We start from the raw sequence: 15,934 nt of genomic DNA, 5'->3' as shown, positions 1-15,934 counted from the left end.
ACCGCCGTCACTTGTCGAACTTGAACTTCGACGGGTCGAAGCCGGGTGGCAGGTCGTTCAAGCCGCCGAGGCCCGGAGGCAGTTCGGGGGCGCCGCCCGCGCCGGGGGGCATGCCCGGCATGCCGCCGGGGAACATGCCGGGGAAGCCGCCCTTGATCTTCGGCTGGGTCGGGCCGCGTCCGCTGCCCTTGCCCTTCTTCCCCTTCTTGCCCTTGCGGTTGGTCTTGCCGCCACCGCCGCCCGGCATGCCGAAGCGGCCGGCCATCTGCGACATCATCTTGCGGGCGTCGAAGAAGCGGTTGACGAGGTCGTTGACGTCGCTGACCTTCACGCCGGAGCCGTTCGCGATGCGCAGCCTGCGGGACGCGTTGATGATCTTCGGGTCGTCGCGCTCGGCGGGCGTCATGCCGCGGATGATGGCCTGCACGCGGTCGAGGTGCTTCTCGTCCAGCATCGCGAGCTGGTCCTTCATCTGGCCCGCGCCGGGGAGCATGCCCAGCAGGTTCGCGATGGGACCCATCTTGCGGATGGCGAGCATCTGCTCCAGGAAGTCCTCCAGCGTGAGCTGGCCGGACCCCATCTTCTGCGCGGCGACCTCGGCCTTCTCCTGGTCGAAGGCCTGCTCGGCCTGCTCGATCAGGGTCAGCACGTCGCCCATCCCGAGGATGCGGCTCGCCATCCGGTCGGGGTGGAAGACGTCGAAGTCCTCCAGCTTCTCGCCGTTCGACGCGAAGAGGATCGGCTGGCCGGTGACCTCGCGGACGCTCAGCGCGGCACCACCGCGGGCGTCGCCGTCGAGCTTCGTCAGCACGACACCGGTGAACCCGACGCCGTCGGCGAACGCCTGCGCGGTGTTGACCGCGTCCTGGCCGATCATCGCGTCGACGACGAACAGGACTTCCTCGGGCTCCACCGCGTCGCGGATGTCCTTGGCCTGCTTCATCAGCTCCGCGTCGACGCCGAGGCGGCCCGCGGTGTCGACGACCACGACGTCGTGCTGCGCGCGCCGGGCCTCTTCGATGCCGCGGCGGGCCACGTCGACCGGGTTGCCCACGCCGTTGCCGGGCTCGGGGGCGAACACGGGCACGCCCGCGCGCTCACCGACGACCTGGAGCTGGTTGACCGCGTTCGGGCGCTGGAGGTCGCACGCGACGAGCATCGGCGTGTGGCCCTGGCCGCGCAGCCACTTCGCGAGCTTGCCCGCGAGGGTCGTCTTGCCCGCGCCCTGGAGGCCGGCGAGCATGATCACGGTCGGCGGGTTCTTCGCCAGGTTCAGCCTGCGGGTCTCACCGCCCAGGATGCCGACCAGCTCTTCGTTGACGATCTTGATGACCTGCTGGGCCGGGTTCAGCGCGCCGGAGACCTCCGCGCCCTTGGCGCGCTCCTTGATCTTCGCGATGAACGTCCGCACCACGGGCAGCGCGACGTCCGCCTCCAGCAGCGCCACCCTGATCTCACGACAGGTGGCGTCGATGTCTGCGTCGGACAGCCGCCCCTTGCCCCGCAGATTTTGCAGGACCGAGGTGAGCCGGTCGGAAAGGGTGTTGAACACGGTGCCGCCAGACCTCGCACGTCGTCGGATGGAGCACCGACCAGCGTAGCCGCACGGGATCAGTCGGGTGTCACGGACAGCCGCACCCGGTCCCGGCGGGTCAGGACGGTCATCGAGTGCCACCCGCGCGGCACCCAGCCCTCGGCGAACCGGTCGCGCAGCCAGGCGGCGCGGCGGACGTGCCTGGCGAACGAGCCGCCCCGCACGAGCCTGCCGCGTTCGACCTGGCCCGCCATGGCCTGCTCGGGGGTGGCGTCGAGCCAGAGGAACTGCCGGTGGCGGCCGGTGAGCACGCCGATCAGGACGAGCCACGCCCTGGTCGTGGGCCTGGTCGACGGTTCGTGCACGACCAGCAGTCCGGTACCGCTGATCGCGAGGAGCAGGACCCTCATCCGGTGCACGAGGTGCACCAGGGGGCGGTAGTAGCGGTAGGGCAGGTTCGCCGGGAACGAAGCGCGCAGGCGGGCCCGCACCTGGTCGGAGTCGAGCACCACGACGGGCGCTCCCCCCGATTCGAGGCGCGCCAACAAGGTGCTCTTGCCCGCCCCCGGCAAACCGGCCAGGACAACGAGAGAACGTGGCCGAACCGCGACGGCAGTCATCAGCTCCATAGTAGGAGGACGTTCGTCCTACTAGTCCGGTTCATCCGAAGTTGGGGGCGGCCCAACCCCTCGATGGGCCGCCCCCTCACCGGTGCGCCCCGCACCCCCCTCGGGTCGCAGGTCAAAGCCTGCCCGGTCGCGGGAGCGGCCGGGAGCGTGAGCACCCCGATCGGTTGTGCGCAGAACTACGCAAACTTCACCGGGACGCCGCGAGCACCAGCCGTTCGATCTTCTTGCGCAGCGGCGCGTCCAGGTCGCCGTCGGCGGTGGTCAGGCTGAACGAGTCCACGACCGTGCCGCCGAGCGTCGCGACGCGGGCCCACAGGATGTCGACGCCGCACTGCTCCAGCGAGGCGGCGACGTGGTGCAGCAGCCCGATCCGGTCCGCCGCGCGCAGTTCCAGCACGACGGCGCCGGTGGCCTCGTCGTCGAACCACAGCACCTTGGCGGGTGGCGGGTCCTGCGGCGGGCCGCCGTAGTCGCGTTCCTTGGCGGCGAGCTTGTCCGCCAGGGCCAGCGACCCGTCGACGGCCCTGGAGAACTGCTCGCGCAGGAGGGTGACGTCCGGCAGCGAACCGAACCGCGGCGACACGGTGAACACGTCGACCGCGGACCCCTCGTGCGCCCGCAGCGTCGCCGCGTGCACCTCCAGGGAGTTCAGCGCGAGCACGCCCGCCGCCCGCGACAGGACACCCGGCCGGTCCGGCGCGACCATCGTGACGAGCGCGGCCCCGTCGACCGGCGTGATCAGCACGTCCGGCTTGTCCGACTTGGCGACCCCGGCCGCCAGTTCGAGCTGCTCCTGGTCGAGCGGCTCCGGGGCGGGCAGCGGGTCGCCCGCCATCGCGGTGCGGCAGCGCCGCACCAGGTCCGCGATGAGCGACGCCTTCCAGTCCGTCCACACGCCGGGACCGGTGGCCAGCGAATCGGCCTCCGCCAACGCGTGCAGCAGTTCCAGCAGCACGGGATCGCCACCGAGGGTGTCGACCACGCGGTGCACGGTCGCGTCGTCCTCGACGTCGCGGCGGGTCGCGGTGTGCGGCAGCAGCAGGTGGTGGCGGACCAGCGCGGCCAGCGTCTCCACGTCGTGCGGCCACAGGCCGAGGCGTTCGCCGATCTGCGTCGCGAGCGCGGCCCCGACCTCGGAGTGGTCCGCCTGCCGCCCCTTGCCGATGTCGTGCACGAGCGCGCCGAGCAGCAGCAGGTCCGGCCGCGACACCGTGGTCGCCAGCCGCGCGGCGTGGGCCGTGGCCTGCACGAGGTGCCGGTCGACCGTCCACATGTGCGCGGCGTCGCGCGGCGGCAGGTCGCGCACCGCGCCCCACTCGGGGAAGAGCCGCCCCCACAGGCCGGTGCGGTCCAGCGCCTCCACCACGTCGATGAGCCCGGAACCGCTGCCCAGCAACGCCAGCAGCTCCTCGCGGGCCTCGCGCGGCCACGGCTGGCGCAGCTCCGGCGCGGAGTCTGCGAGCCGCGACAACGTGCCCGCGGCGATCGGGTGCTTGCTGCGCGCGGCGGCCGTCGCGACCCGCAGCAGCAGCGCCGGGTCGCGGTTCGGCATGGCGTCGCGGGCCAGCGCGACCTCGGTGCCGTGCAGCACCACGCCCTCGTCCAGCGGACGGCGGGTGGGCGAGCGGCGCAGCGGCGACCTGGCGAACGCGCCGAGCCCGCGCTTCGGGGCGGCGGCGCGGGCGGTGCGCATGGCGACGTCCACCGCGTAGACCACCGTGCGGGCCGCCGACGAGAGGGCGCGGGCCAGCGCGAACCGGTCCGCGAGCCCGAGCGCGGCGGCGACCTCGTCGCCGTCCTGGGCGCGGAGGACGTCCCGCGGCTTGCGGGCGACGCGGCGCAGCTCGGTCCGCACGTCCAGCAGCAGCCTGCGCGCGTCGTTGACCTCGACGGAGGCGCGGTCGGTGAGCTGGGCGACGGACAGGGCGTCGAGGAGCGTGATGTCGCGCAGCCCGCCGCGGCCGTGCTTGAGGTCGGGTTCGACGCGGTGCGCGATCTCGCCGCTGCGCGCCCACCGGCGCTGCGCGGACTCGCTCATCTCGTCGAGCCGGGTGCGGACGTTCGAGCGCCACGCCTGGCGCGCGCTGTCCGCGAGTCGTTGGGAAACCTCGGGATCACCCGCGAGGTGCCGGACGTCGAGCAGGCCCAGCGCGGTCCGCAGGTCGCCCGCCGCGACCCGGAGGCCCTCGCCGACCGTGCGCACGGAGTGGTCCAGGCCGACGCCGGAGTTCCACAGCGGGTACCAGAGCTTGTCGGCGATCGCGTCGATCCCCTTGTGGCCGTTGTGGACGAGCACCAGGTCCAGGTCGGAGTAGGGCACCAGCTCCCTCCGCCCCAGGCCGCCGACGGCGACCAGCGCCATGCCGGGCCCGGTGACCCCGGCGCTCGCGGCGTGCGCGGTCAGCCAGAACTCGTGCAGGTCGACCAGAGCTTCGCGGAGGAGTTCCCCGGTGAGCCGCTTGCGACCGGGCACCAGCAGTCTGTCGCGGGCCTTCACCAGGTCGTCAGCGGTCACGATCTCCGAACCAGAGTTCGCCTCGGCCGAGACGCTGTCCATCAGGCCTCTTTCCCCGTGATCGGCAAAGACGGGGCACGCGGGAGTACCTCTCCCACGTGCCCCGTCCCGGACTTCATCGTTTTACAGAGCGTCCGACCCGCGCTCCCCCGTGCGGACCCGGATCACCGTCTCGACCGGCGTGACCCAGACCTTGCCGTCACCGATCTTGCCGGTGCGGGCGGCCTCGACGACCGCGTCCAGGACCTTCTCCACGGCGGTGTCGTCGATCAGGACCTCGATGCGGAGCTTGGGCACGAAGTCGACGGCGTACTCGGCGCCGCGGTAGACCTCGGTGTGGCCCTTCTGCCTGCCGTAGCCCTGGACTTCGCTGACCGTCATGCCGAGCACGCCGAGCTGCTCCAGCGACGCCTTGACGTCGTCGAGGGTGAACGGCTTGATGATTGCGGTGACGAGCTTCACGACTTGCTCCCCTCAAGAACCGCGGAGGCGCCCGCGGCCGCACTGACCTTGCCGGCTCCACGGGAACCGGTGAAGCCGCCGAACTCGTACGCCGTCTCCGCGTGCTCGGCCTCGTCGACGCCGCCGACCTCGGCCTCCTCGTCGGCCCGGAAGCCGACGGTGAACTTGACCAGGTAACCCAGCGCCAGGCTCAGGACGAAGGAGTAGAACATCACGGCGAACGCGCCGACGGCCTGGCGCCAGAGCTGGTCGACGCCGCCGCCGTAGAACAGGCCGTCGATGCCCGCGGGGGCCGCCGAGCTGGCGAAGAAGCCGATCAGGATGGTGCCGGACAGACCGCCGACGAGGTGCACGCCGACGACGTCGAGCGAGTCGTCGAAGCCGAAGCGGAACTTGAGGCTGACGGCCAGCGCGCAGAGCGCACCGGTGATCAGGCCGACCGCGATGGCGCCGAGCGGCGTGACCGAGGAACAGGCCGGGGTGATGGCGACCAGGCCCGCGACGACGCCGGACGCGGCGCCGAGGGTCGTGGCGTGGCCGTCGCGGATCCGCTCCACCAGCAGCCAGGCGAGCATGGCGGCGCAGGTGGCGACGGTGGTGTTGATGAAGGTGACACCGGCGGTGGCGTTGGCGCCCAGCGCGGAGCCCGCATTGAAGCCGAACCAGCCGAACCACAGGAGACCGGCGCCGAGCACGACCAGCGGGAGGCTGTGCGGCTTCATCCGGTCCTTCGGCCAGCCGACGCGCTTGCCCAGCACGATGGCCAGCGCGAGGCCCGCGGCACCGGCGTTGATGTGGACCGCCGTACCACCGGCGAAGTCGATCGCGAGGAGCTTGTTGGCGATCCAGCCGCCCGCGCTCGTCACGTTGCCGTCGGCGTCCTTGACGTCGAAGTCGAACACCCAGTGGGCGACCGGGAAGTACACGATCGTGGCCCACAGACCGGCGAACAGCAGCCACGGGCCGAAGCGGGCGCGGTCGGCGATGGCACCGGAGATCAGCGCCACGGTGATGATCGCGAACATCGCCTGGAAGGCGACGAACACGGTGCTCGGGATGGTGCCGAACAGCGATTCCTTGCCCAGGAGACCGTCGAGGCCGAAGAACTCGAAGGGCTTGCCCACGAGGCCACCGCCGACGTCGGAGCCGAATGCCGTGGAGTACCCGAACAGCACCCAGAGGACACCCACGACGCCCATGGCGCCCAGGCTCATCATCATCATGTTGAGCACACTCTTCGAACGGACCATGCCCCCGTAGAAGAAGGCAAGTCCCGGTGTCATCAACAGCACCAGTGCGGCACTGGTCAGCACCCAGGCGGTGTCCCCTGTATCCACGTCGACCTCCACTGCATGTCGGTTGCAGGGAGCATCGAAGTGTCCTGTTTCGCCTGGTTGCGCGCCACGTTTCGCGGAGGTGAACTGTGAAGGGCCTGGTGTTACGGATAGGTTTCCGGCGGTTTATCGGACAAGTTACGGTCACGAACCTGGATTTCCGGCCGTGACTGTGCGCCGGCGGGGTTGATCTGTTCAGGTGTTCCGGGTGTGTCTCGATCGGGGCGTCAGACCTCGGCGAACACCGAGGGTAACGGTGTTACAGGTCGCGGATCGGCTTGCACGGGTTGCCCGCCGCGAGCACGTGGTCCGGGACGCTCCGGGTGACGACGCTGCCCGCGCCGACGACCGAGTTGATCCCGATGGTCACGCCGGGGCAGACGATCACACCGCCGCCCAGCCACGCGTTGTCGCCGATCGAGATCGGGGCGGCCGACTCCCAGCGCTGCCTCCGCTTCTCGTGGTCCTCGATCGGGTGGAGCGCGGTGAGGAGCTGGGCGCGCGGGCCGATGGAGACGTCGTCGCCGATCGAGATCGGGGCGCAGTCCATCAGGATGGCGTCGTAGTTGAGGAAGCTGTTCGAGCCGATGCGGATGAGGTAGCCGTAGTCGCACTGGAACCTCGGCATGATCCAGGAGCCTTCGCCGATGCCACCGAGGAGCCGGGTGAGGACGGCGTGGCGGCCCTCGGCGTCCACGGCGTGGAAGCGGTCCAGGAGGGTCTGGCAGTGCTTGCGCTCGGCGACCAGCTCGGGGTCGTCGTCCCGGTACAGGTCGCCCGCGAGCATGCGTTCCTTGTGCGTGGTCACCGGGTCGATGCTGCCGGTCGTCGACCTCGGCCACGCGGGTGGGGCACCGGACATGGTCGGTGCCCCACCCGCGTCAGCTCAGCGCCCCCAGCCGGGCAGGCCCGGCTTCGGGCCCACGGGCGAGGTGGTGCCCAGCGTGGTCACCTCGGGCTCCGGCGCCGGCTCCACGGCCGGGCACCGCGTCCCCTCGCGGGGAACGGTCAGACCGACCAGGTAGCCGTCCGACGCGGCGCGGGCGCAGTCCGAACGCCGGTAGGCGCCGTGCCCCCAGCCCTCGTACGTCAGCAGCACGGTCTTGGCGCGGCTCTGCCGGTGGGCGTTCGCCGCCCACGCGTACGCGGTCGCGGGGTCGTGCAGGGCGTTCATCATGAGGATCTTCGGCCCGGCAGTGATGCGCAGGTCGTGCTGCGGGTTGTTCGCCTTGGGCGGGTACCCGACGCACGACGCCACGGCGTAGTGGCCGAGGCTGGAACCGCGCATGTGCGGGGCCAGGCGCCTGGCCTCGGCGACCAGCGTCGCCAGCTCGCGGTGGTTCCTCACCCGGTACTGGAAGTCCTGGCAGAAGACGGCCGGGAACGGGTTCTCGGCGACCTCGTCCGCGGCGGCCGACGCCGTGGCGGGAGCGGGAGCGCCCGTGCCGAGTCGGTCGAGCCAGGTCGCCAGGAAGCTCCAGCCGGGACCGTAGAAGGAGCTGAACGCGCGACCGGTGATCTCGTCGGCGGCGATCGACCTGGTCGGGTCGTCGGGGTCCTTCAGCTCGCCGCGGTCGGCCTTGGCGAGCAGGTCATCCCAGTAGGCGGCGACGTCGCGGCCGTGCAGCGCGCACGACCCGGTGCGGTCGCACCACTTCACGAACTCCTGGAACGAGTCCTCGGCGGCGGAGGCCTCGGTGCCGTGGAAGGCCTTCACGTCGAGGCTGTGGTCCATGTTGCTGTCGACCACCATGGCGCGGATCCGGCTGCCGAAGCGCTCGGCGTACTGCTGGCCCATGATCGTGCCGTAGGAGATGCCGTAGTAGTTCATCTTGCGCTCACCGAGCGACCGCCGGATGGCGTCCATGTCGTTGGTGACGGCGATGGTGTCGGCGTGGTCGAAGATCGGGCCGCTCCTGGCGCGGCAGTCCTTCGCCAACTCCTGGTTGTACGCCTTGAGCCGGTCGAACTCGGCCTGGTCCTTGGGGAACAGCGTCGGCTGCGCGTTCAGCAGGTCGAGCGAGCAGGTGACGGGCTGGCTGCGCGCCACACCGCGCGGGTCGAACCCGATGATGTCGAAGCTCGCCTGGACCTCGGGGCTGAAGTAGTTGTTGGCCCCGTAGGCGAAGTCCACCCCCGAACCGCCGGGACCGCCGGGGTTGATCAGCATGATGCCGACCCGCTTGGCCGGGTCGGTCGCCTTGCGCCGGGCGACGGCGAGGTCGAACTTCTCGCCGCGCGGGTTCTTCCAGTCGATGGGCAGGTTGAGCTTGCCGCACTCCACGCCCTCGGGTGCCCAGGGGTCGGTGCACGCGGCCCACGTGATCGCCCCCACGACCCCCTGGAGCTCGGCGTCGTCCTGCTCCGGCGGGGCCGCGCCCGCCACCCCCGCCCCGACGAGCATCGTTCCGGCGGCTACGACGGCGCCGAACGCCCTGATGATCGATCGCACAGGTTCCTCCCTAGATCCTGTCCGTCCGCCGGAGGACCGGCGGACGGACCGAGGCTCGCAGCGGGAGGACGACCGCACAACCGACTGTGGTCGCACGCGATCATCAGCCTCCGGGCTGATGACGACGTATCAACTGGCCCGGTCGGGGGTGTTCCGGTGCGCCGGGATCAGCCCGCGACGAGCCTCGCGTGCGCCGGGGGCAGGAGGTCCAGCCACCGGCGGGTCAGCGCCTCGTGGCCGCTCGCGGTGAGCGCGCCGAACAGCCGCAGCCTGGCCATGCCGCCGTCCGGGAAGATGTCCAGCCGCGCGTGCGTGACCTCGACGTCGCCCGCCAGCCGGAAGCGGTGCCGCGTATCGGGTTGCAGCCTCGTGCGCGGCAGCAGGTCGAACCACGCGTCGGGGTCCTTGCGGGCGTCGCAGCCGAGCACGGACGCCCACGCGGGCGCGTTGCCGCTGAAGTGGCTGGTGTCCAGTTCCGCCAACGTCACCGTGCCCGCCTCGGCGAGCTTCAGCGCGACCCAGTCGTTGCCGTCGTCACGGCGGCGCGCGGTCTCCCAGCCCTCGCCCATCAGGTTCGCCTGGCCGGGGGCGATCAGGTTGCTGGGGGAGCTGTAGAACATGTTGCTGCACCCGGTGACGCTCGCGCCGTTCTCCAGCGCGGCCAGGTCCAGCGCCCCCGCGACCAGGAACCGCGGGTCGGCGACCGGTTCGCCGAACACCCGCAGCCGGGCCACGCCGCCGTCCGGGTGCATGGTCAGCCGCACGTGCGTGTACCGGCGTTCGACGAAGACCTCGAAGTAGTGCTTCTGGTTGCCCCCCAACGGGGACTTCGGCACGAGCACCTCCCACTCGGCCGCCGCCAGCTCGTCCGGGGACGGGTAGCCCTCGACCGACGTTGCCTCCACCGACCCGTGCGGCGGGTAGTTGCCGGTGAAGAACGCCGTGTCGACCACGACACCGCGCACGATCCCCGGCAGGCCGAGCCGGACGACCGCCTGGTCGTCGCCGGGCGACCGGCGCCGCCGCGTCTCCCAACCGTCGTAGACCTGGCCCTTGTGGCCGAACGTGTACGTCTGGTAAGCGGGCTCCGCTGCCCGGATCAGGTTCTCGCGCTCGGCGAAGAACTCGTCGTTGGCCCACACCACGCTCCCGCCGACGGCGCGGGAAGCCAGGTCGGGGAGCCTCGTCCAGCCGGGCACTTCGCTCATGAATCTCCTCTGGTCAGCAACCGCCCGAGCGGGTCGGTTCCGGTGATCTCCTGGCCGCGCAGCCACGTCTGCCGCACGACGCCCGCGAGCGGGCGACCGTGGTACGGCGTGACGGGGTTGCGGTGGCGCAGTTTCGCGCGGTCGACGACGAACGCGTCGTCGGGCGCGAACACGCAGAAGTCGGCGTCCCCGCCGACCGCGACGCGTCCCTTGCGCGCCAGGCCGACCTGGTCGGCGGGGCTCGACGCCATCCACCGCACCACGTCGGTCAGCGCGTGACCCCGTTGCCTGGCCTGGGTCCACACGGCGGGCAGGCCGAGTTGGAGGCTCGCGATCCCGCCCCACGCGGTGGCGAAGTCACCCGCCTTCAGCTCCGGCGTGCACGGCGAGTGGTCGCTGGCGACCAGGTCGATCGTGCCGTCCGCCAGCCCGCGCCACAGGCCTTCGCGGTTGGCGGCCTCGCGGATCGGCGGGCAGCACTTGAACTGCGTGGCGCGGTCGCCGATCTCCTCGGCGGTGAAGGTCAGGTAGTGCGGGCAGGTCTCGACGGTGATCCGGACGCCGTCGCGCTTGGCGGCGGCGATGACGGGCAGCGCGCCCGCGTTGGACAGGTGCAGGACGTGCGCCCGCGCCCCGGTCCGCCGCGCGGTCTCGATCACCTGCTCGATCGCGATCGTCTCGGCCGACGGCGGCCGGGACGCGAGGAACCCGGCGTAGTCCGGCAGCGAGTCGGTGACCGTGTGCGCGTCCTCCGCGTGCACGATCGTCAACGCGTCGAACGACCCCAACTCTTCGAGCGCGGCGCTGAACTCGGCGGGCTGGACCTGCGGGAACTCGTCCACGCCCGAGTGCAGCAGGAAGCACTTGAAGCCGAAGACGCCCGCGTCGTGCAGGCCGCGCAGGTCGGGCAGGTTGCCGGGGATGATGCCGCCCCAGAAGCCCACGTCGGTGTGGACCCGGCCGCGCGCGGTCTTGCGCTTGACCTCCAGCGCGGCCACGTCGACCGTCGGCGGCAGGCTGTTGAGCGGCATGTCGACGATCGTCGTCACACCGCCCGCCGCGGCGGCCAGCGTCGCCGTCTCGAACCCCTCCCACTCGCTGCGGCCGGGGTCGTTGACGTGCACGTGCGTGTCCACGAGCCCCGGCAGCAGCACCTCGTCGTCGGCGAGGGTGATCACGCGGGCGCCGTCGAGCGAGGGCTCGATCGCCGCCACGCGACCGTCCCGCACACCGACGGCGCCCGCGATCTCGCCGTCCGGCGTGACCACTCTTCGAGCGCGGAACACCAGGTCGAAGGTCATGCGGCTCACTCTTCCAGCCAGTCCGCCGCGATGCGACCGGCAAGTCCGACCAGCAGCCGTTCGGCGTCGGCGAGGCAGCGGGTCACGTCCGGTTCGACGTCCAGCAGCGCGTAAGCGGACCGCAGGCCGATCTCGGCGGGGTCGACCGAGCAGCGGCCCGCCACGGCGACCACCGGCACTCCCCCGGACGCCGCCGCCACGCCCGCGGGCGCCTTGCCGTGCCGGGTCTGCGCGTCCAGCGACCCCTCGCCGGTGATCACCAGCCGGGCGCCGGGCAGCGCGTCGGTGAAGCCGACCAGGTCGAGCACCACCTCGATGCCCGGCCGTCGGCGGGCGCCCAGCAGGGCGAGGGCGGCGAAGCCGATGCCGCCCGCCGCGCCCGCGCCGGGGGTGTCGGCGTGCTCGTGGCCGACCTCGTCGGCCCACGCGCGCAGCCGTTCCTCCAGCACCTGGACGTCGGCGGGTGTCGCGCCCTTCTGGGGCCCGTACACCGCCGCGGCGCCGTTCGGGCCGAGCAGCGGGTTGTCCACGTCGCTGGCCAGCACCACGTCGATGTCGCCGAAGTCCTTGCCCGCCAACGCTTCCACCATCCCGCGCCCGCCGTCGGTGCACGCGCTGCCGCCGACGCCGAGCACGATCCGGGTGCAGCCCATGTCCAGCGCGCCGCGCACCAGTTCGCCGGTGCCGCGGCTGGTGGCGGTCAGCGGTGCCAACGGGTGCAGCCCGGCCAGTCCGGACGCCGCCGCGACCTCCACGACGGCCGTGCGGCCGCGGAGGGCGAACGAGGCGGCGACGGGTTTGCCGACCGGGCCGGTCACCCACCGGCCGACGCGGGTGAACCCGGCGGCGACGGCGGCGTCGACCGTGCCGTCACCGCCGTCGGCCACCGGCAGACAGCGCACGTCCAGGCCGGGGACCGCCTCCCGCAGGCCGCGCGCCACGGCGGCGGCGACCCGCGGGGCGGTCAGCGATCCCTTGAACTTGTCCGGCGCCACCAGGACGTGACCGGTCACGGCACCGGCTCGAACTCGCGCACCGCCGCGATGGAGACGCCGTTGGCCGTGTTGCCCTCCCGTTCGATCATGATCTCCACGAGGACCGGGCGGCTGGTGCGGTCGGCCTCCTTGCGCGCCCACTCCAGCGACTCGCGGATCCGCTCGGGCTCGGTGACCCGGACGCCGGAGCAGCCGTAGGCCTCCATGATCTTGACGTTGTCCGACCCGTTCACGTCGTAGTGGATGTCGACCTCGTACTTCATGTCGTAGCCGCCGTGGTCCTCGGCCATCCGGATCAGGCCCAGGTACTCGTTGTTCAGCATGATCAGCACGAACGGCACGTCGTACTGCGCGCCGACGGCGAGTTCCTCCACCAGGAACTGGAACGAGTAGTCGCCGACGATCCCGACCACCTCCGCGCCGGGATCGGTGCGCTTCAACGCCTTCTTCACGCCGATGGCCGCCGGGATCTCCCAGCCGAGCGGACCGGCCTGGCCGCACACCTGGTAGTGGCGCGGCTTGTGCGCCTTCTGGTGCTGCCCGGACCAGATCTGGTACAGCCCGATCGCGGTCACGAAGTACGTGTCGGGGCCGTAGTACTCGTTGATCTCCTTGAACACCCTTGGCGCCTTGACCGGGACGTTCGGGAAGTCCTCGCGGCGGGTCAGGGTCGCCTTCAGCTCCTGCACCCGTGCCACCCACTTCCCCGCCGCCCGTCCGGCGTCACGGGAGCGCGCGAGGTCGATGACCGCCTGCAGGAACAGCTTGGTGTCGGCCACGATCCCGAGGTCCGGCCCGAAGACGCGGCCGATCTGGGTGGGCTCGGAGTCCACGTGGATGAACGTCCTGGTGCCCCGGTACGTCGCGAGGTCGCCGGTGTGCCGGTCGCCGAAGCGGGCGCCGAGCGCGAGCACCAGGTCGGACTCCAGGAACGACGCGTTGCCGTAGCGCTGCGAGGTCTGGATGCCGGTCATGCCCGCGTACAGCGGGTGGTCCTCGTCGACCGCGCCCTTGCCCATCAGGGTCGCCTGGATCGGCATCTGGAGGTACTCGGCCAGCTCCAGCAGTTCCTCGTGCGCCTCACCGAGGATCACGCCGCCGCCCGCGAGCAGCAGCGGCTTCTCCGCCGCCAGCAACAACTCCAGCGCCCGTTCGACGCGCGGGCCGTGCGGCACCGCCCGCGTCACGGGCAGGGGCGCGTCGATCGCGGGGTCCCACTCGATCTCCTGCTTCTGCACGTCCAGCGGCAGGTCGATCAGCACCGGGCCCGGCCTGCCGGACCGGGCGATCCGGAACGCCTCGCGGAAGATCCACGGAGCCTGCGCCGCCTCCTTCACCTGCACCGCCCACTTCGTGACGGGCTTGGCGATCTCGACGATGTCGACGGCCTGGAACGCCTCCTGGTGCAGCTTCGTGGACACGGCCTGGCCGGTGATGCACAGGATCGGCACCGAGTCGGCCTGCGCGGTGTACAGGCCGGTGATCATGTTCGTGCCCGCGGGCCCGGACGTGCCGATCGCGACGCCGACGTTGCCGGTCGTGCGCGACCAGCCGTCGGCCATGTGCGTCGCGCCCTCCTCGTGCCGCACGATCAGGTGCTCGATCGAACCGTCGGTCTCCATCGCCTTGTAGAACGGCAGGATCGCGGCGCCGGGGCAGCCGAACACGGTGTCGATGCCCTCGGACTTGAGGACCTCGATGACGGCCTGCATGACGGGGATCTTCGGCATTACGCCCTCCCGGATAGGTTCTCGATGACCTTGAGCAGGGCGGAGTGGTCGAGGGAGCCGTACCCCCGCGCCCGTCCCGCCGCGATGAGCTGGGCGATCAGCCCCGTCACCGGAAGTGCGACGTCGGCCTGCCGGGCCGCGGCCAGCGCGATGCCCATGTCCTTGTGGTGCAGGTCGATCCGGAAACCCGGCGCGAACTCGCGGGCGATCATGGTCTCCCGCTTGAGGTCCAGGATCCGGTTGGCGGCCAGGCCGCCCGCGAGCACGTCGAGGCCCGCCTTGGCGTCCACACCGGACGCCTCCAGCAGCACGATGGCCTCCGCGACGAGCGCGTAGATGCCGCCGACCATGAGCTGGTTGGCCGCTTTCACGACCTGGCCCGCGCCGTGCGGTCCGACGTGGACGACGGTCTTGCCGACCACGTCGAGCAGCGGCCGGGCCGCGGCGAAGTCGGCCTCCTCGCCACCGACCATGATGGACAGCGAGGCCTGCCTGGCCCCGGCCTCACCACCGGACACGGGCGCGTCCAGCACGCGGATCCCCTTGCTGGCGGCGGCTTCCGCCACGGCCACCGAGGTTTCCGGCCGGATCGTGCTCATGTCGACCAGCAGGGTTCCGGGCGCCGCGAGTTCCAGCACGCCGCCGTCGCCGAGGACGACGTCCTCGACCTGCGGGTGGTCCGGCAGCATGGTGATCACGACGTCCGCGCCCGCCACGGCGTCCGCGACACCGCCCGCCGCCGTGCCGCCCGCCGCGACGAGCTTCGCGACCGAGTCGGCGTTGAGGTCGAAGCCCCGCACGGCGTGGCCCGCCGCGACGAGGTGCCCGGACATGGGCGACCCCATGATGCCGAGGCCGATGAAACCGATGGTGGTCACTGGTCTTCCTCCCTGGTCAGCCAGCCGAAGCTGTCGGCGCTGGGGCCGGTGGGCTTGTACTCGGCGCCGACGAACCCCTGGTAGCCGTTGGCTTCGAGCTGGGCGAGGTACCGCTCCAGCTCCAGGTCTCCGGAACCCGGTTCGCCGCGGCCGGGTGCGTCGGCGATCTGCACGTGGCCGATCCGCGCCGCGTGCTCGGTGACCACGGCGTCGAGGTCGTCGCCGTTGACGGCGAGGTGGTAGAGGTCGGCCAGCAGCGCCACGTTCGGCCTGCCGAGCCGGTCGGCGACGGCGAGCGCGTCGGCCGCCGTGAGCAGCGGGTAGGCGGGGATCGCGCTGACCGGTTCGAGCAGCACGGTCGCGTCGATCGCGGCGGCCGCGTCGGCGGCGAACGCGAGGTTCCGCAGCGCCAGCGCGTCCTGCTCGGCGGGGTCGACGCCCTCGATCCGGTTGCCGTACAGGGCGTTGAACGCGCGGCAGCCCGTCTCGCGGGCGATGCCGATCGCGAGGTCGACGCTCGCCTTGAACTCGCCCTCGCGGCCCGGCCACGACACCAGGCCGCGGTCGCCGCTCGGCAGGTCGCCCGCGAAGAAGTTGAGGCCGACGAGCCGCACGCCCGCGGCCGTGATCGCGCCGACGAACTCCGCGACCTCGCGGTCGTCCGGCTGGGCGACCGCGAAGGGCCACCAGAACTCGACCGCGTCGAACCCGGCGGCGCGGGCGGCGGCGGGACGTTCGAGCAGCGGCAGCTCGGTGAACAGGATCGAGAGGTTGACGTCGTACCGCATGACCATTCCTTCCACAATGCGGAAGTTAGTTTCCGTCTAACGAGAGCGTAGGCGGGTGGCGCGGAAGAGCGCAAGACTGTTGACAGCACTCGACACCGCTCGTACCGT

The 15,934-nt window shown here is 71.7% G+C and carries 13 protein-coding genes; all 13 read right to left on the bottom strand.

The features are described 5' to 3' along the window. Positions 1-7: 7 nt before the first annotated feature. Complete coding sequence (gene ffh, locus NZH93_RS37600) at positions 8-1,552, bottom strand: signal recognition particle protein (RefSeq protein ID WP_259628061.1); 1,545 nt, start codon at positions 1,550-1,552, stop codon at positions 8-10. A gap of 59 nt (positions 1,553-1,611) precedes the next feature. Next, positions 1,612-2,154 (bottom strand): AAA family ATPase, encoded by a 543-nt coding sequence (locus tag NZH93_RS37595; RefSeq protein ID WP_259628060.1) that lies wholly within the window; start codon positions 2,152-2,154, stop codon positions 1,612-1,614. A 196-nt stretch (positions 2,155-2,350) separates the two neighbouring features. Continuing rightward, positions 2,351-4,720: a [protein-PII] uridylyltransferase gene (locus NZH93_RS37590; RefSeq protein WP_259628059.1), complete on the bottom strand. Its 2,370-nt coding sequence runs from the start codon at positions 4,718-4,720 to the stop codon at positions 2,351-2,353. An 81-nt stretch (positions 4,721-4,801) separates the two neighbouring features. Further along, entirely contained in the window at positions 4,802-5,140 is a 339-nt protein-coding gene (locus NZH93_RS37585; RefSeq protein ID WP_259628058.1) for a P-II family nitrogen regulator, read from the bottom strand. Further along, on the bottom strand, positions 5,137-6,477 hold the full coding sequence (locus tag NZH93_RS37580) for an ammonium transporter (RefSeq protein WP_259628057.1): 1,341 nt from the start codon (positions 6,475-6,477) through the stop codon (positions 5,137-5,139). The genes NZH93_RS37585 and NZH93_RS37580 overlap by 4 nt, the downstream gene beginning before the upstream one ends. A 256-nt stretch (positions 6,478-6,733) precedes the next feature. Continuing rightward, positions 6,734-7,261: a sugar O-acetyltransferase gene (locus NZH93_RS37575; RefSeq protein ID WP_276024816.1), complete on the bottom strand. Its 528-nt coding sequence runs from the start codon at positions 7,259-7,261 to the stop codon at positions 6,734-6,736. Positions 7,262-7,360: 99 nt separating this feature from the next. Then, the gene (locus tag NZH93_RS37570; protein ID WP_259628055.1) at positions 7,361-8,926 is read right to left on the bottom strand and encodes an alpha/beta fold hydrolase; all 1,566 of its coding nucleotides are present in this window, start codon (positions 8,924-8,926) and stop codon (positions 7,361-7,363) included. A gap of 167 nt (positions 8,927-9,093) precedes the next feature. Next, positions 9,094-10,134, bottom strand: a complete 1,041-nt coding sequence (gene alc / locus NZH93_RS37565) for an allantoicase (protein WP_259628054.1) — start codon at positions 10,132-10,134, stop codon at positions 9,094-9,096. Further along, on the bottom strand, positions 10,131-11,435 hold the full coding sequence (gene allB, locus NZH93_RS37560; RefSeq protein WP_259628053.1) for an allantoinase AllB: 1,305 nt from the start codon (positions 11,433-11,435) through the stop codon (positions 10,131-10,133). The genes alc and allB overlap by 4 nt, the downstream gene beginning before the upstream one ends. 5 nt (positions 11,436-11,440) lie before the next feature. Next, on the bottom strand, positions 11,441-12,448 hold the full coding sequence (locus NZH93_RS37555; RefSeq protein WP_259628052.1) for a glycerate kinase: 1,008 nt from the start codon (positions 12,446-12,448) through the stop codon (positions 11,441-11,443). Continuing rightward, positions 12,445-14,160 (bottom strand): glyoxylate carboligase, encoded by a 1,716-nt coding sequence (gcl, locus tag NZH93_RS37550; RefSeq protein ID WP_259628051.1) that lies wholly within the window; start codon positions 14,158-14,160, stop codon positions 12,445-12,447. The genes NZH93_RS37555 and gcl overlap by 4 nt, the downstream gene beginning before the upstream one ends. Next, positions 14,160-15,038, bottom strand: a complete 879-nt coding sequence (locus NZH93_RS37545; RefSeq protein ID WP_259628050.1) for a 2-hydroxy-3-oxopropionate reductase — start codon at positions 15,036-15,038, stop codon at positions 14,160-14,162. The genes gcl and NZH93_RS37545 overlap by 1 nt, the downstream gene beginning before the upstream one ends. Beyond that, positions 15,035-15,832, bottom strand: coding sequence for a hydroxypyruvate isomerase family protein (locus tag NZH93_RS37540; protein WP_259628166.1), 798 nt, complete (start codon positions 15,830-15,832; stop codon positions 15,035-15,037). Before NZH93_RS37540 ends, NZH93_RS37545 begins: the two co-directional genes overlap by 4 nt. Positions 15,833-15,934 lie beyond the last annotated feature (102 nt).

It is taken from the genome of Umezawaea endophytica, assembly GCF_025061645.1.
GTDB classification, from domain to species: domain Bacteria; phylum Actinomycetota; class Actinomycetes; order Mycobacteriales; family Pseudonocardiaceae; genus Umezawaea; species Umezawaea endophytica.
This window is presented reverse-complemented; position numbering and strand designations above follow the sequence as displayed.

Excerpts from the sequence above, each read along its gene's own strand:
- NZH93_RS37595 (WP_259628060.1), bottom strand. The coding sequence starts at position 2,154 with ATGACTGCCGTCGCGGTTCGGCCACGTTCTCTCGTTGTCCTGGCCGGT.
- NZH93_RS37590 (WP_259628059.1), bottom strand. The coding sequence starts at position 4,720 with ATGGACAGCGTCTCGGCCGAGGCGAACTCTGGTTCGGAGATCGTGACC.
- NZH93_RS37575 (WP_276024816.1), bottom strand. The coding sequence starts at position 7,261 with ATGCTCGCGGGCGACCTGTACCGGGACGACGACCCCGAGCTGGTCGCC.
- alc (WP_259628054.1), bottom strand. The coding sequence starts at position 10,134 with ATGAGCGAAGTGCCCGGCTGGACGAGGCTCCCCGACCTGGCTTCCCGC.
- allB (WP_259628053.1), bottom strand. The coding sequence starts at position 11,435 with ATGACCTTCGACCTGGTGTTCCGCGCTCGAAGAGTGGTCACGCCGGAC.
- gcl (WP_259628051.1), bottom strand. The coding sequence starts at position 14,160 with ATGCCGAAGATCCCCGTCATGCAGGCCGTCATCGAGGTCCTCAAGTCC.
- NZH93_RS37540 (WP_259628166.1), bottom strand. The coding sequence starts at position 15,832 with ATGGTCATGCGGTACGACGTCAACCTCTCGATCCTGTTCACCGAGCTG.